General features: G+C 37.7%; 15 protein-coding genes and 1 tRNA gene. 9 read left to right on the top strand and 7 right to left on the bottom strand.

What is annotated here, in order from left to right; genetic code table 11:
• Nucleotides 1–13: 13 nt before the first annotated feature.
• The 3 genes from ABID39_RS00710 to ABID39_RS00700 form a co-directional block, all read right to left on the bottom strand.
• On the bottom strand, nt 14–412 hold the full coding sequence (locus ABID39_RS00710) for an MliC family protein (RefSeq protein ID WP_354185029.1): 399 nt from the start codon (nt 410–412) through the stop codon (nt 14–16).
• Nucleotides 413–809: 397 nt separating this feature from the next.
• A complete protein-coding gene (gene aroB / locus ABID39_RS00705) occupies nt 810–1,943 on the bottom strand; it encodes a 3-dehydroquinate synthase (RefSeq protein ID WP_354185027.1) in 1,134 nt (377 codons plus the stop codon).
• Nucleotides 1,918–2,550, bottom strand: coding sequence for a shikimate kinase (locus ABID39_RS00700; RefSeq protein WP_354185025.1), 633 nt, complete (start codon nt 2,548–2,550; stop codon nt 1,918–1,920). The genes aroB and ABID39_RS00700 overlap by 26 nt, the downstream gene beginning before the upstream one ends.
• Before the next feature lie 261 nt (nt 2,551–2,811).
• Between ABID39_RS00700 and ABID39_RS00695 the strand changes: the two genes are divergently transcribed.
• The 3 genes from ABID39_RS00695 to ABID39_RS00685 all read left to right on the top strand — a co-directional run bounded on the left by ABID39_RS00695 (nt 2,812) and on the right by ABID39_RS00685 (nt 5,549).
• Nucleotides 2,812–3,750, top strand: coding sequence for a site-specific tyrosine recombinase XerD (locus tag ABID39_RS00695; protein WP_354185023.1), 939 nt, complete (start codon nt 2,812–2,814; stop codon nt 3,748–3,750).
• 78 nt (nt 3,751–3,828) lie between these two features.
• Entirely contained in the window at nt 3,829–4,785 is a 957-nt protein-coding gene (locus tag ABID39_RS00690; RefSeq protein WP_354185371.1) for an acetyl-CoA carboxylase carboxyltransferase subunit alpha, read from the top strand.
• A gap of 38 nt (nt 4,786–4,823) precedes the next feature.
• The gene (locus tag ABID39_RS00685) at nt 4,824–5,549 is read left to right on the top strand and encodes a L,D-transpeptidase family protein (protein ID WP_354185021.1); all 726 of its coding nucleotides are present in this window, start codon (nt 4,824–4,826) and stop codon (nt 5,547–5,549) included.
• 239 nt (nt 5,550–5,788) lie between these two features.
• On the opposite strand, the gene ABID39_RS00680 is transcribed toward ABID39_RS00685, so the two are convergent.
• From ABID39_RS00680 to ABID39_RS00670, 3 genes are all read right to left on the bottom strand, one after another.
• Nucleotides 5,789–6,850 (bottom strand): CobW family GTP-binding protein, encoded by a 1,062-nt coding sequence (locus ABID39_RS00680; RefSeq protein WP_354185019.1) that lies wholly within the window; start codon nt 6,848–6,850, stop codon nt 5,789–5,791.
• 5 nt (nt 6,851–6,855) lie between these two features.
• Entirely contained in the window at nt 6,856–7,962 is a 1,107-nt protein-coding gene (locus ABID39_RS00675; RefSeq protein WP_354185017.1) for a D-alanyl-D-alanine carboxypeptidase family protein, read from the bottom strand.
• Nucleotides 7,963–8,469: 507 nt separating this feature from the next.
• Nucleotides 8,470–9,273 carry a lysophospholipid acyltransferase family protein gene (locus ABID39_RS00670; RefSeq protein WP_354185015.1) on the bottom strand — a complete coding sequence of 268 codons (804 nt, stop codon included), beginning with the start codon at nt 9,271–9,273 and terminating at the stop codon, nt 8,470–8,472.
• Nucleotides 9,274–9,388: 115 nt separating this feature from the next.
• Here ABID39_RS00670 and thiD point away from each other — a divergent pair, with 115 nt between their 5' ends.
• The 3 genes from thiD (at nt 9,389) to ABID39_RS00655 (ending at nt 12,926) form a co-directional block, all read left to right on the top strand.
• Complete coding sequence (thiD, locus tag ABID39_RS00665; protein WP_354185013.1) at nt 9,389–10,252, top strand: bifunctional hydroxymethylpyrimidine kinase/phosphomethylpyrimidine kinase; 864 nt, start codon at nt 9,389–9,391, stop codon at nt 10,250–10,252.
• A 1,086-nt stretch (nt 10,253–11,338) separates the two neighbouring features.
• Complete coding sequence (locus tag ABID39_RS00660; protein WP_354185011.1) at nt 11,339–12,748, top strand: site-specific DNA-methyltransferase; 1,410 nt, start codon at nt 11,339–11,341, stop codon at nt 12,746–12,748.
• Nucleotides 12,749–12,791: 43 nt separating this feature from the next.
• Complete coding sequence (locus ABID39_RS00655; protein ID WP_354185009.1) at nt 12,792–12,926, top strand: hypothetical protein; 135 nt, start codon at nt 12,792–12,794, stop codon at nt 12,924–12,926.
• 142 nt (nt 12,927–13,068) lie between these two features.
• On the opposite strand, the gene ABID39_RS00650 is transcribed toward ABID39_RS00655, so the two are convergent.
• A tRNA-Gly gene (locus ABID39_RS00650) sits at nt 13,069–13,143 on the bottom strand.
• 195 nt (nt 13,144–13,338) lie between these two features.
• Between ABID39_RS00650 and ABID39_RS00645 the strand changes: the two genes are divergently transcribed.
• The 3 genes from ABID39_RS00645 (at nt 13,339) to ABID39_RS00635 (ending at nt 16,054) form a co-directional block, all read left to right on the top strand.
• Nucleotides 13,339–14,307: an ABC transporter substrate-binding protein gene (locus tag ABID39_RS00645; RefSeq protein ID WP_354185007.1), complete on the top strand. Its 969-nt coding sequence runs from the start codon at nt 13,339–13,341 to the stop codon at nt 14,305–14,307.
• Nucleotides 14,308–14,370: 63 nt separating this feature from the next.
• Complete coding sequence (locus ABID39_RS00640; RefSeq protein ID WP_354185005.1) at nt 14,371–15,267, top strand: ABC transporter permease; 897 nt, start codon at nt 14,371–14,373, stop codon at nt 15,265–15,267.
• A complete protein-coding gene (locus ABID39_RS00635; RefSeq protein WP_354185003.1) occupies nt 15,260–16,054 on the top strand; it encodes an ABC transporter ATP-binding protein in 795 nt (264 codons plus the stop codon). Before ABID39_RS00640 ends, ABID39_RS00635 begins: the two co-directional genes overlap by 8 nt.
• Nucleotide 16,055: the final 1 nt, after the last annotated feature.

The raw sequence follows: 16,055 nt of genomic DNA, 5'->3' as shown, positions 1-16,055 counted from the left end.
TTTCCTCCGTTATTTAGAATAATAACGTTGATTCATCTTTACAGATTATAGGTTTTTGACTTTCTGGATCATTAGCAAGGTCATAAAGTGTAATCTCTTTGTTGTTTTCCCACCAGATGTACTGAGCACCCGCATATTTTTTTCCCATGGTAGCGATTACATTGGCAGCAATGACACGATCACCTCTCCATCTAAAATCAACCAACGAAACATTGTCAGTATTAAGGTAAGTTGCTTCAACACGTTCTTTACCTGTTTTTGTTTCACACTGATAGGCAATAGTTTCTGTTGTTGGCTCTGGATTGTCTGGTACTTCAAGGATTAAAGAACCAGCAAGAGCATTGGTTAAATTGAAAAGTGATAATAGATTTAAAGCGGCGAAAAATCCTAAAATGTGTAGAGTTTTTTTCATAATGCTTCCCTATATTTACGCATTTGACTGATGCGATGGTGTCTACGGCAGGATTCGAACCTGCGGCCCCAGGATTCATACCACTTCGATTTTCACCGCCAGCTTTACAGACTGTTTGTGGTCTGGACTGTCTCTTCACCATAGAGCTGATGCTCTTTAGGTGCTGCCCGTTCAGTCTCTACACCTTCCTCCCATTTGAGAGAGGCTTGGCTCGGGATTGGCATATAATTACTTATAAAGCTTTCCCCGAATTTGAGCAGATCCACTTTGAGGATTTCTCCATAAAGCGCCCAATTTCTTTAGGAATCCTGTGCTCTATCCTACTGAGCTACGCAGACATCATCATTCTATTCTTTTAATAGAAGTATAAAAACGAATCAATTATATTCAATATAAATTAACGGATTTCCGCTAATTTTTGTTCCAAAAAGATAAAAACTTCATTTGGTGAAACATTTTTTGCAATAAATGATTGTCCAAGTCCGTGTGTTAAGATGAATGTTAAGCTGTTTTGAGAAACTTTTTTGTCTTGGGCAATGAGAGCCATTAGCATTTCAGTATTGGGTAATTCACCAGGGATATCTTTTAGGTGTGTGGGCAATCCCACTGTTTTAAAGTGCGTTTCAATACGGTGTATAATTGTGGGGTCGGTTAATTTCAGTTGAGCGGAAAATTGGTAGGCTAAGATCATTCCAATTGCTATAGCTTCACCGTGGATTAAGCGGTCTGAGTCATAAGCGGTTGCCGTTTCAAGCATGTGTCCGAATGTATGACCAAGATTTAATAATGCACGTTCCCCTTTTTCATGTTCATCGCGTGTTACAATTTCAGCTTTGAATTGGCATGAGCGAACAATAGCTTCTGTTCGTATAGGACCATTAGAAAAGACTTCTTGCCCGTTTTTTTCAAGCCATTCGAAAAAGTCAGGCTGATTAATGAGACCATATTTGACCATTTCTGCGTAGCCAGCGCGAAATTCGCGTAGGGGCAGTGTATCAAGAATACAAGTGTCAGCAATAACGCATCGTGGTTGATAAAAAGTACCAATAAGATTTTTACCATACTGGCTATTGATTCCAGTTTTTCCACCAACAGAAGAGTCAATTTGAGCAAGTAACGTTGTGGGCATCTGAATAAAGTTCATACCACGGCGTATGATGCTTGCAGCAAATCCTCCTAAGTCGCCAATGACACCACCACCAAAAGCAATGACGCAATCACCTCTTTCTAAGCGTGCAGCAAGAATTTTATTGATGACAGTTTGTAGAGTTGAAAATGACTTTGATTGTTCCCCTGCTTCTACAATAATTGGAACAGTTTGGATATTATTTTGTGTTAATTCTGTTTGAAATTTCTCTAAATGGAGAGATGCGACATTTTTATCTGTTATAAGTGCAACACGCGTTTGATGGGGGTCTTTTAGGTGAAGAGCGTGCTTAATCTGTGAAGCTGCCTGCGTAATTAGATCTGGACCAATGATGACATCGTAATAATGCTTGTCTAGTTCAACAGTGACCGTTTGGGTTTGCATGCTTGTTTTTCCTATCATTATTTTCTGTATACAGATAGTGTTGTACAGACCGTATGACATTTTGTGCTACGGTTTGGCAGCTTTCTTTATGATTGTTAATTGTTAAGTTTGCTTTTGCATAGATAGGATAGCGCTGTTCGATGAGTTTTTGCATGGTTTTTTTCGGGTTTGGTGTTTGAAGGAGTGGTCGTGTTGGGCGCTTTGAGACATGTTGCATGAGAATATCAAGGTTTACTTTGAGCCAGATGGATATTCCATTTTTGTGAATGGCTTTTTGTATTTCTTCGTTTATATAAGCGCCACCACCCGTGGCTAAAACAAGAGGACTTTTTTTCATGAGGTTTAGAATAACACGCTGTTCAAGAGCGCGAAATTCTGGTTCTCCATAAATTTTAAAGAGTTCAGTGATGGTCATTTGTGAAGCTTTTTCAATTTCATCGTCGGAATCATAAAAAGGTAAACGGAGCATGTTGGCGACACGTTTTCCAATCACTGTTTTTCCTGCCCCCATAAGACCAACAAGTACAAGTGCTCGCTTGTCAAGAAATGATAAAAACTGATTCTTTGTCTGTGTTATCGGAATATGTTTGGGGTGGTTATTTTTCATGGCTTATTTCGGCATTTATTTGTTTTAAAGTCAACTCCTGTTAATCTTTGTAAGGCATAATTTAACAAGGTGAAGTATTTTTAGATAGTTTTTGTTTTATGCCAACATTGACCAGATTTTTAATAATTCTTTTTGTTTTTCTTGTTGTTCTTTTCAGTATGATGATCGCTCTTGTGCTCTTTGTTGAACCAACAACTGTGGATATGTTTATTGAGGTTCCTTTGGATTCATTCAATCTTTTTCTAAAAGAGAATCAATAAAATGAAAAGTGATGCTGCGATAGAGCTTTTTCTTGAAATGATGAGTGCGGAGCGAGGCGCTTCCGACCATACGCTTGCAGCTTATCAACATGATTTGCAGTGGGCGCAAGATGAACTACTTTCGCATTCTGTTTCAATTTTCTCAGCACAAAAAGAAGATTTGATTGGTCTTTTGTCGCTCATGCATACTCTTGGTTTTGCAGCATCTTCGCAAGCGCGTCGTTTATCGACTTTGCGTCAGTTCTATCAATTCCTTTATGCAGAGGGATTAAGAACAGATGATCCTTCTGATAATATTGATTCACCTCGTTCGGGACGTCCTTTGCCTAAAATTATCAATGAGGATGTCGTGACGAAATTACTTGATTTGGCGCAATTAGAAGTGAATGAAACAGATTATGGATCAAAGGGCTATTTGCGTGCATTGCGTCTTCAGCTGTTGGTGGAAATGCTTTATGCAACAGGGTTACGTATTAGTGAATTGATAAGTCTTCCAGTGCAGGCTGTTCGGAGAAAGGAATACAGTATTTTGGTTCGCGGTAAGGGCAAAAAAGAGCGCGTGGTGCTTTTGTCAAAAAAAGCATACCAAGTTCTTTCACAGTGGTTAAGTCTACGAGATCAAGGAAAAGATGCAGCTAGTCCTTATCTTTTTCCTGCTCATTCAGAGACAGGGTATATTGCTCGACAAGTTGTTGCACGGGAGTTGAAAAGTCTTGCCGGAAGAGCGGGAATAAAAAGTAACAATTTTTCTCCGCATGTGTTACGCCATGCTTTTGCTAGTCATCTTTTGCAAAATGGTGCCGATTTGCGTGCCGTTCAACATTTGTTAGGTCACTGCGATATTTCTACTACACAGATTTATACACATGTGTTGGAAGCAGGACTTTATCGTTTAGTTAACGAGCATCATCCACTTTCTGATGAGCAGGAGACTGGCTAAGAATAAGGGGATGTTTTTGAAAAATACTTTATAAACCGAATTATAAGTGTATAAGTGACACCAAATAAGTTGGGTACAATGTATAATTATCTTGATTTTGAAAAACCAGTTGCTGATCTCGATGGAAAAATTCTTGAATTAAAACAGATTTCTCAAGAAGAAGGCAGCCTTGATATGAGTGATGAGATTGCACGTCTTGAAATGCGTTCTCAAACGGCATTGAGTGATATTTATAAAAAATTGTCGCCATGGCAAAAAACACAAGTGGCTCGCCATCCGGATCGTCCTCATTTTATGGATTATGCAGCACGTTTGCTCACTGATGTTACACCTTTAGCAGGAGATCGGAAATTTGCTGAAGATGAGGCTATTCAAGCAGGATTTGCACGCTTTAAAGGTGAAGCAGTTGCTTACATAGGTCAGGAGAAAGGCCACGATACGCAAACACGTTTGCGCTATAATTTTGGTTCTGCACGTCCAGAAGGTTATCGTAAAGCTGTACGTATTATGAAAATGGCAGATCGTTTTGGTTTGCCGTTAATTACTTTTGTTGATACAGCGGGTGCTTATCCTGGTGTGAGTGCTGAAGAACGTGGTCAAGCCGAAGCGATTGCTCAATCAACTGCGACAACTTTGCGCTTAAAAGTCCCCGTTGTTTCGGTGGTTATTGGAGAGGGCGGTTCAGGTGGAGCTATAGCGATTGCTGCAGCTAACAAAGTTTATATGTTAGAGCACGCGATTTACTCTGTTATTTCTCCAGAAGGAGCCGCTTCTATTTTATGGCGTGATCCAGCACGTGCAAAAGATGCTGCAATGAATATGCGTATTACTGCTCAAGATTTGCATCGGTTAAAGATTATTGATGGTATTATTCCCGAGCCTTTAGGAGGAGCACATCGCGGCAAAGAGATTGTCATCGATGAAACGGGTGAGGTTATCTTTGCTGCTTTAAAAGATATGGCTGGTAAAGAGGGTGAAGTTCTTAAACAAGAACGTTGGGAAAAATATCTTCAGATCGGTAGATCTTTAGCATAAATCATTTTTTGTGAGGGGATAGATTGGAGTTTTATTCGATGATATTCAATAGATTCCTAGCAATATGTGTCTTGTTTGCCATGGGAATATTAACAGCATGTGGGGGGAAATTGCCAGCCTCTATTCGCGCTAAAGTTGAGCAACCACTTCCTAAAGAGATCCACAATAGAATGGCTCTTTATGATATCGATCCATATGCGCCAATTATGATGAGGTTTTTTAAGAAAGAAAATATTGCTGAAATTTGGAAACAGTCTCGTTCAGGACGTTTTATATTAGTGGCACGCTATGATATTTGTAAATGGTCTGGTCAGCTTGGACCAAAATATAAGGAAGGGGATTTTCAGACACCGGAGGGCTTTTATACCGTTGGCGCAAACCAAATGAATCCTTATTCGAAATATTATCTTTCTTTTAATATAGGATTTCCTAACCTTTATGATCAGGAAAATGGTCGTACGGGGAGCAATCTTATGGTGCACGGTTCTTGTATTTCTGCTGGTTGTTATTCTATGAGTGATAAAAATATGGCACGAATTTACGCTTTTGCACGCGATGCTTTTAAAGGTGGACAGAGAAAATTTCAGTTGCAGTCTTTTCCTTTCCGCATGACAGAAGCGAATATGGCGCATCATAGTTCTGATCCTCATTATAAATTCTGGGTGATGCTTAAAAAAGGTTATGATCTGTTTGAGGAGGATCGTAAACCTCCAATAGTTGAAGTTTATGGGAAACGTTATGTTTTCAATCGCAATAATAATTGAGCTTCAGATTTTTTAACACCGTAAATATCGTTTTATTGTAAAATGAGCTCAATTTATTTCTTTTAGAGTGCTGTATTCTTCACGAATGCTGTGACAGTCTTTGGAGTGTAGTAAATGTGTTGTTCTTCACACAAGTTTTTTTATGATGCGTTACTTTGAAGTTGCATTTTGGTTTTCGCGATGATTTTCATGAGACCAAGTTGAAGCCAAAAGTTTTTTCATTGCAGGTTTGAAAAAAATTAAAATTTTATTCCTGGAATAACGAGGGGATTGTACAATATAGCGGCTTTGTCTGCAGTATCTATCGCTGGTTTGTTTAGAAAAGCATTGAAGAGTTTTTGTATTACTTCTTTTTCAACACCATCAGCAATGATGACAAAACGCGTTTGTGTGATTCCTTTTGGCCATGCTGCTAGTCTTTTTGGGGGATGAAAAAATGTTTGCACACTATGCAAGACAAGTGGACGACTGGGATCATCATGCAATGCGATAATTGCTTTAATACGTAGCAATTGAGAACCATAAAGGTTTTTTAAGAGATCTAAAAAAGCTTCGATAGTGGTATAATCCATAGTCTCTTCACAGTCTAACGAAAAGGCACGAATAGTCCTATGGTGAGAATGATCATGGGGAGAAGGAGGATGCCATTGTTTAAGGTGTGTATTTTCTTCTTTTTCATTCCATAATGTTTTATTTATTAAGGAACTTAAACAGTAATGATCAGAGTTGATATCGATAATTTGTGCCGTAGGATTAATTGTTTTGAGTGTGTTGAGGAATGTATTTGAAAGCATTTTTGAAGCAATCAGATCTGTTTTTGTGAGGATAATTTTGTCAGCAAATACTAATTGCTTATATATTTCAGGATAACGTTCGAGTATGGAAGTCGTATTTAACGTATCAAATGTTGCAAGAACAGAATCGATAGACAATGTTTGAATGAAGAGTGGGAGGCTTAGAAGAGCCTGTAAAATAGGAGCTGGATCAGCTATTCCTGTTGTTTCAATGATAATGCGATTGAGTTGTTTGAGATTTCCTGTTTGAACGCGATTTATTAAATCGGTCAATGTATCGATAAGATCACTACGCAAATCACAGCATAAACAGCCATTTGCAAGTTCGATAATTCCTTCAGTTGTCTTTTCAACAAGAAGGTGGTCAATGCTTATTTCACCAAATTCATTGATGATAACAGCACACTCAGCCAAAAGAGGATCACGTAGCATGCGGTTGAGCAAGGTTGTTTTGCCAGAGCCTAAAAAGCCGGTAATAAGTGTGATCGGAATACATTTTGTTTTCATATGCATCATCTATTATGGTTTACAGGCTTTGTTATAATACGATTTTCTGATTTTTGATGCGGAATGTGGAATTTTTTAAGCGGTTTTCTTTTGATTTTATGTTCCTTTGGTGCACTAATGAGCCGTACTGATAAAGGAAGTGAAAAAACCGGTGAATCAGTGATCAAAGGTGAAGAAAAAATAATATTTCCTTGATTATCGTAAGAATCTGCATGCATTTTTATGCTTTTAGGAGTGCACATTTGTTGACTCATGTCTGTTGCTTGTGCTATTTTTATACCATAGGGTTTTAGTGTTGCTAGTGTTGATTGTCGCGATCCTTGATGTGAAAATCCTGTTTCAAGTAATTGTGCAGCTTTTTCCTCTCTTTCACTTATATTATTAGCCCCTAAAATAACAGCAATAATTGTGCGTTTATTACGGGTTGCTGAAGCAACAAGATTAAAACCCGAAGCACAAATAAAGCCTGTTTTCATGCCATCTATTCCGTAAAAACGACCAATGAGCTTGTTTGAATTGGGATAGATTTTCCGCTTATCTCCAAAATCAATGGCAGGAATAGAAAAATAATGGGCATATTGAGGGAATTCACGGCGAATTTGTACTGCTAAAAGGGCAATGTCGCGTGCAGTAGAGTAATTTTGCGTGTTTGGTAATCCACTTGCATTGGCAAAATGTGTTCCAAACATGCCTAGGCGTTGAGCATTTGCATTCATTTGTTGTACAAAAGCCTTTTGTGAACCAGAGACTGCTTCACTCATGGCAATGGCCAGATCATTGGTGGATTTAACCAGAGTAATACTTAAAGCTGTATCAAGTGTAAGAACGGAACCAGCTTTATAACCTGAATTGTAAGAAGGAGCTTTTGCTGCATCTTCGCTGATGGTGATATGTTTGTTTGGTGAAATTTCTCCTCGGCTTATGGCACGAAAAATGACATACGCAGTCATTAATTTTGTTAAGGAGGCTGGGTACCAACGCTCAAAAGCTTGATTATGTTCCAAGATACGTCCGCTTTCAACATCAACAGATATAAAGGGTTGTGCAAAAGCAAAGGTGCTTGTTAAAATCAAAATGAAAGATAAAAATAAATTATAAGAGAGTCGTTGCATTAAATTTAAGTCCAATACCTTCTTATCAATGATTTAGAGTAGTTTTAATGTAGCACACTGTGCTTCTAAGTCCATGAGATAGAGGGCAGGTAGTTAGTATCTTATCAGTTTTTTCGAGGATGACATCAGTATCTCTTTTTACTTTCCCTTTTGAATTCAGCTTTGTAAAGTGTAAAAATTTCACAATATATATTATTGAAAATGATATATATTGTGAAATTCTATGTTTTTATTTGTCATGTTCTTTAGTGGAACGACGCTTATTCTCGAATAAGGACACATTGTTGTGTTGTTTATTTATATACTTTTTTTAAAAAGAAAATTTATTTTGTTTCAATCTTATTTTTAACGCAACCCGTGAATAGTATGATAGCATCAAGAAGAATTTTTGTACTTATGAAGGTGCAAATTGGCATTACATTATATTGCTATTTTATCATGTTGTAGCTGTTCTTGCATTTAAATGATTGTAAGAGAGATTTTTACTTCTTTCTCAAATATTTTTATCTACATACTATTTGTTTTTTTTAATTCTTGCAGTTTTTTAACAGCGCAGGGTGGCATAGGTGGGGGGGTAGGGTCTTGAGAGGCTAATAAAAGCAGTTCATCACAAGCTTTTTCTGTTTTTTGGATGAGTTGATCTAAGAAATCACGTTTGTTTAAACCTGCTTCTATAGGGGGAAGAATGCGAACGCGAATTGTTCCTGGATAACGACGAAAATTGTTGCGTGGCCAATATAAACCGGCATTGTGTGCGATGGGGACAACTTGAAGCTCTAATTCATTATAGAGCGCAACAATTCCTGATTTATAATCTGGTTCTTGACCTGGCTGTCGGCGTGTTCCTTCGGGAAAGATCAAAATTTGGCGTCCTTGTTTTACTTTTTCTTTTGCTTTTTGTATGATGGTTTTTAAAGCTTTAATGGGTGTTGTTCGGTTAATGGGAATAATTTGTGTTTTTGCCATGTACCAGCCAAAAAATGGAATCCATGTTAATTCACGCTTTAGGATGAGAGCGGGATCATCAAAATAGGGGACAAGGCTAAAGGTTTCCCATGCAGACTGATGTTTAGGAGCGATAATGTAGGCTCCTTTAGGAAGATTTTCTAGCCCTTCAATTTCATAATTTGTGCCTACGATGTATTTTTGTAAAAAGAGTGTGACGCGCGCCCATGTTTTAGGTACAATCCAAGCTTTTTTACGTGGCATTAAAAAATAGATAGGAGCATAAAGGATCATCTGTATGAGAGTCACTGTATAGAAAGTAAATGTAAAAAGAAGAGAACGAAGAATAAGCACTATATTTTCCATTTTATATCTGCAAAAACACTATGTATATAACGTAGTTTGACATGAGAAAACATCTCTCTTTAGAATTTTTCAGAAACCTATTTTCTGATACTCAGAAACATAAGGAAAGGGGCTGATGAAATTACAGGTTGGCCAAGACGCAATTTTTATTCCACGTATTTTATCTATTGCTGGGACTGATCCTTCCGGTGGTGCAGGGATGCAAGCCGATTTGAAGGTATTTTCAGCAATGAAAACCTATGGAATGAGTGTTATTACAGCTGTTGTTGCACAAAATACACAGGGAGTACGTGCTTTTCAGGCGCTGGATGCGTCTTTTGTTGCTGATCAAATTGATTCTGTTTTTGAGGATGTTGATGTTGATGCTGTGAAAATTGGTATGGTTGCAAATGTTCAGATTGCACAGGTTATTGCAGAGCGTTTAGCTTATCATAAACCCCGTTTTATTGTCTTTGATCCAGTTATGGTGGCAAAAAGTGGTGATGTTCTTTTAAAGCCTAATACGATCGAAATTATGCGTGACGTTCTTGTTCCACTATCAACTTTGATCACTCCAAATTTGCCTGAGGCAGCTATGCTGTTGGGATGTGAAGTGGAATGGTCGTTAGATACTATGTACCAATATGCCCCACAGCTTTTGACACTTGGAAGTAAGGCGGTTTTATTAAAAGGTGGGCATCTTAGTACTCTTTCTCACGCGAATGAAACTCATTATGATCATTCTAGTCCTGATCTTTATTGTGATTGTGAAGGTATTGTGACGCTTGAAGCTTTACGTTTTGTAACGACTAATGATCATGGTGCAGGTTGTACCATTTCAGCTGCAATTGCAGCTTTGTTACCTACACAGCCTTTGGTTTGTGCGGTTAAACAAGCAAAAGATTATTTGAGTGGTGCTTTATCTGCTTCAAGTGCTTTGCATGTGGGAAAAGGCCGAGGACCACTTCACCATTTTTATGCGCTATGGAAAAATATATGAAACGATTTATGTGAAAAATCTTCATTCTGTAATCTGTTGAATCACATTATCTTATTTTACAGTTAAACGAAAAATTCGTATTCGTAAATGTTGGGTGTTGTTTGATAGTTTTATTCTTAGTAAGAATAGGTGATAATATGTTGTTTTAGTTATATTTTTTATCATTAAATGCGTTGTTTTCCAAATTGCATTTTGATACCTAAAATTGCCAAAATTACCGAAAATCAGAAAAAAAGTGCCAAAAATATTCCTACCATTGTAGTGAAAAATAAAAAAAACGACTACAAGGTAGATCTCATCATTTATAAAATTTTCATCATGTAACTGAATTACTTAAAAGCACAGAACTTAAAATCATATCTATTTCAATGAAGAATTGGATAAGTTCGATTACTGCTGAGTGGTAAATCTCGAAAACAATCTAGATCTGGATCTAACGAAAATTAATGAAGATATTCGTTAACTTGAAAGCAAATTCAAATAATGAGTGAGCTTACAGGAAAAGCGAGAGCTCCAAAAGCAAAGATCTGTTTTGGAGAAGCACTGCAGCAAGAAACTGTGCGAGCCTTAGAATTCAAAGAATAAGATCGATAAAAACATGATATGTTTACCCAAAAATTGAGAAACAAATGCAAGATATGCGATTTGAGATCAAGGATATGTTTTGTGTGTAATAGAGATTAGAAAAATAAAAATATTAAAGACTATTGTTATAGTTTTGCAAAAAGTGATTAACGGTGACATTGAGTATTTGTCTTACCGAAAAGGCTTCTTATTTCGTGCAGACTATTTTATATCATATCAACCGTTAAATCATTACGCAAAATTAGCAATGAATGTTGCTTTCATTTTCTGCGCGTTTTTATTTGATCATTATGAGTACTGGTTGAGTCTTAAAATACAAAAGAAGCAAATTGTCGTATAAGTAGGAAAAAACAAAGATTAGAGCTAACTTGGATTGGCAAAGAAAAGCGATCAAAGTTAGAGCCGCGTATTCTTCTGGAGGATGCAGAAAAATCTTACCATGCGATCCATAAATTCAGCAAACATGATATTTTTGATAATATACTGATTCATGGTGACAATTTGCTCGCACTTAAAGCATTAGAACAGGAATATACAGGTAAAGTAAAATGTATTTATCTTGATCCGCCTTATAATACCGGCAACGCTTTTGAGCATTATGACGATGATTTAGAGCACTCTATTTGGCTTAGATTCATGCGCGATAGATTAGAGCTGTTGCATCGTTTGCTTGTCGATGATGGAAGTATTTGGATATCGATTGATGATAATGAACAAGCCTATCTAAAGGTTATGATGGATGAGATTTTTGGGCGTCACAATTTTTTGGCTGATGTCATCTGGCATTCCACAAAATCAGTAACAAATACAGCGTTAATTTCTACTTCTCATACACATAATCTTGTATATTTTAAAGATAAATCTTATTGGATAAAAAATAGAACTCAATTTCGGATACCAGAAGAAGGCAAAGGCTTTAGCAATCCAGATAATGATCCAAGAGGCCCTTGGAAAGCGGATCCTTTTCAAGTAGGTGGTTGGAGACCTAATCAACAATATGAAATTATAAATCCAAAAACAGGTAAGTTTTATATCCCAAACAAAGGATGTAGTTGGAAAAACGAATACAATAAATTTTGTGAGTTGTTGGTAGATAACCGCATCGTATTTGGAAAAAACAATGAAGCTAGGCCGCAACGGAAACGTTTTTTATCAGAAGCTCTTTCTCGTGGTAGAGTTGCTACAACACTTTGGACTGACGTAGAAACGACAACCAACGCGACTCAACATTCTAAGGCGCTTTTTGGCGATCATCCATTTACTAATCCCAAACCAGAAAGTTTTATCAGTAAAATATTAAATTTAACGACCAAGCCGAGTGATCTTGTATTGGATTCCTTTTTGGGCTCAGGAACTACGGCAGCGGTAGCGCATAAGATGGGGCGGCGTTGGATTGGTATTGAACTTGGTAATCACTGTGAAACCCATTGTATACCCCGCTTGAAACAAGTTATTGATGGTTCGGATCAAGGAGGAATTTCTAAGGTTGTAAACTGGCAAGGTGGTGGTGGTTTCCGCTATTATCGATTAGCTCCCTCTATGTTGGAAAAGGATAAATGGGGCAATTGGGTTATCAGTAAGGAATATAACGCTGTTATGCTTGTTGAAGCTCTGTGCAAGATAATGGGTTTTACCTACGCACCAAGCGAGGTGCATTATTGGGAGCATGGAAAATCGAATGAAAATGATTTTATCTATGTTACTACGCAGATGCTTGATCAGGTACAGTTGAAAGCTCTGTGCGAAGAAGTGGGGGCAACGCGTACCTTGGTCGTATGCTGCACTGATTTCCGTGCCAATATAGCAGATTATCCAAATCTCACAGTGAAAAAGATTCCACACACCATTTTAAAAAATGCGAATGGGGAAAGGATAATTATTCTCTCAATGTGCAGAAACTTCCTACAGTAACAGAAGAAAAACAAACGGACATGTGTGAAGAGAAAATATAATCATGGACAGACATATTAATAATATTGCAAACCGTCTTTCTCTTCGTATTCCACAACGTCACTCTCTCGAGATTTTAGCGCATTTAACCGAAATTATTCCGCTTAAGAAAGAGCGTGATTTGGCAAAAGATCTTTGAAGCCCCTTAGAGACTCTCTTGAGTCTTTTAAAAAAAACGTGAAAAAAATAAATTGATACAAAATTTTGTGCCAAAAAACATAAGATTTGGTGATAAACTACACAAACCACCCATAACAGCGACAGATTGCTATTGTATATAATGGAGCGGGCGATGGGATTCGAACCCACGACCCCAACCTTGGCAAGGTTGTGCTCTACCCCTGAGCTACACCCGCTCACCGATTCGAAACATAATTTTGCTTCAGATGTTGCTTGTATGGCGTAGCATTTTACGAATTGCAACAAAAAAATAACATTTCAATTAGATTTATTTTGTAAATATTTCAAAAATAAAAATAAAGATTGATTTTGGAAGTGCTCTTCAATAGATCTTTTCCTCTTTAGTTTGAATAAGAGAGTGGTGGAATAAAGTGTTGAAAAGAATAAATCTATTATGGATTGCGATTGCTGCTGTTTTTATCATGAACAGTTTTGCAAAGGCAGGTGATCGCGTTAAAGTTGCAATTACACAGATTATGATACATCCTGCTACTGATGCTGTCCGTAAAGGGGTTGTGGATACACTTGCAGAAAATGGTTATAAACAAGGTGAAAATTTCGAACTCACTTTTTTACCGGCACAGGGCAATATTTCTACAGCAACGCAAATTGCACGTAAATTTGTCGGTGATAAACCTGATGTCATCGTTGCGATCAGTACACCTTCAGCACAAACAGTGCTTGCAGCAACGAAAAATATTCCTATCGTTTTTGCTGCGATTTCTGACCCTATTGGAGCGAAAATAGTGTCTTCGCTTACCAAACCCAGTGGTAATGTGACGGGGATTTCCGATTATTTAGAGGTTGCAGAAAGTCTTAAAATTTTGCTGGAAGTAAAACCAGATCTAAAAAAAATTGGTTATCTTTATAATCCGTCGGAAGCCAATTCTGTTTCAACACTTAAGATGTTAAAAAATGTGGCAGGTAAGTCTGGAATTGAAATTGTTCCTTCAGCGGCGCTTAAACCTTCTGATGTTCAGGCAGCAACACGGGCTTTAGTTGGAAAAGTCGATATCATTTTTATTCCCGCTGATAATACGGTTTCTTCTGTTTTAGAGGGCGCAGTAAAGGTCTCACAGGAAGCAAATATGCCTGTATTTACTGTTGATTCTAATTCTATTGGACGCGGTCCTTTTATGACACAGGGCGTGAATTTCTACCATGTAGGAGTCGAAGCTGGGAAACTGGTTGTGCGTATTCTAAAGGGTGAAAAGCCTGGTGATATCGATGTGATACAGGCTGCGAATAATGACATTAGAATCGATATGAAAGCAGCTAAAAAAGCTGGTATTGTTATTCCACAGGCAGTTATCGAACGTGCGACAGAGATTATTCAATAATCTTTTGTTGATGTGAGGTTGATATAATAAAAGTACGTTAAGTTTTCATAGGGTGGTCTTAGGATGAGTATATTTGCGTTTTCTGGGGCTGTGGAGTTAGGTCTTATTTATGCATTTGTTGCTATAGGGGTTTATCTTTCATTTCGTGTCTTGGATTTTCCTGATTTAACTGTTGATGGTTCGTTTCTTCTTGGGTCATGTGTTTGTGGCGTTTTGATTCTCTTAGGTTTTAATGCATGGATCGCTATGGCATGCGCTTTTTTTGCAGGTATGGTGGCTGGTTTATTAACAGCTTTGCTCAATTTGCGTTTTGGCATTTTGAACCTTTTGGCTTCCATTTTGATAATGTCAGCACTTTATACAATTAATCTTCGTGTTATGGGCATTATGGGAGGGTCTAATATTAATTTGGCACTTTCTGATACTGCTTTAACACCCTTTTATAATTTGTTTGGCTTGTCTGATATCTTTGTGCGTCCTCTTTTCGTTGGTGCTGTATTGCTGGTTGTAGCATTTTTTATTTGGTGCTTTTTGGAAAGTGAAATAGGTCTTGCTATGAGAGCAATGGGCACTAATCCACGTATGGCTACGGCGCAAGGGATTCATAGATCAGCGTTAATTTATTTTGGTATGGGGATTTCAAATGCGTGCGTCGCACTTGGTGGTTCTCTTTATATTCAAACCGCAATTGCTACTGATATTACTGGTGGAACTGGTACGATCGTTTTTGGTTTAGCAGCGGTTATTATTGGTGAGACTCTTTTTCGTACGCGCAATATTTTGTGGATTATTGTAAGCTGTATTGTGGGTTCTGTCCTTTATCGTGTCGCTGTGCAACTTGCTTTTGAGGCAAACGGAATTGGTATCGATACGTCAACAGACCTTCAGTTGATTACTGCACTGTTAGTTGTTTCAGCTCTAGTTATACCACGCTATTGGAGGAGGCGTAAACATGATTGAATTTTCTCATGTCGGGGTTACATTTAAACCGCAAACGCCTTTAGAAAAACAAGCATTAATTGATATTAACCTCAAGATTGATCGGGGCAGTTTTGTTACGATTATTGGTTCAAATGGCGCTGGTAAATCAACGTTGCTTGGTGTTTTGGCAGGCACAATTCTTCCTACAAAAGGAAAAGTGGTGATCAATAGACAAAATGTTTCTAGGCAATCAGTAAGTGAGCGTGCAGCGAAGGTTGCTTGTGTTTTTCAAGATTCGTTAATAGGAAGCTGCGGTTCTTTAACAATTGAAGAAAATTTGGCTCTTGCTGCTCTTCGGGGAAGTCGCCGTGGTTTGCGTGCAGCTTTAAACCATAAAAAACGGCAATTTTTTCGTGATGAAATCGCACAATTAGGTATTGGTCTTGAGGCGTTTATTCATAATCCTATGGACAGTTTGTCAGGCGGACAACGTCAAGCAGTTTGTCTTGTGATGGCAACTTTAGCCCATGCGGATGTTTTATTGCTTGATGAACATACTTCAGCATTAGATCCAGGAATGGCTGATTTTGTTATGAAGTTAACCGAAAAAATCGTTGAAGAGAAGAAATTAACCACTATTATGGTAACACACTCTATGCGTCAGGCTCTTGATCATGGAGATCGTACATTGATGTTGCATGGTGGAAAAGTGATTTTGGATATGTGTCAAGAAGAACGCAAGAATTTGAATGTAGATGATTTAATAGGCATGTTTCAGAAAGTTCGTGGGGAAGCTCTTGATGATGATGAACTTTTAATGGATTAAT

It is taken from the genome of Bartonella japonica (assembly GCF_040545385.1).
Taxonomy (GTDB): Bacteria; Pseudomonadota; Alphaproteobacteria; order Rhizobiales; family Rhizobiaceae; genus Bartonella; species Bartonella japonica.
The sequence above is the reverse complement of the archived record's forward strand: the minus strand, read 5'-3'. Positions and strand labels throughout refer to the sequence as shown.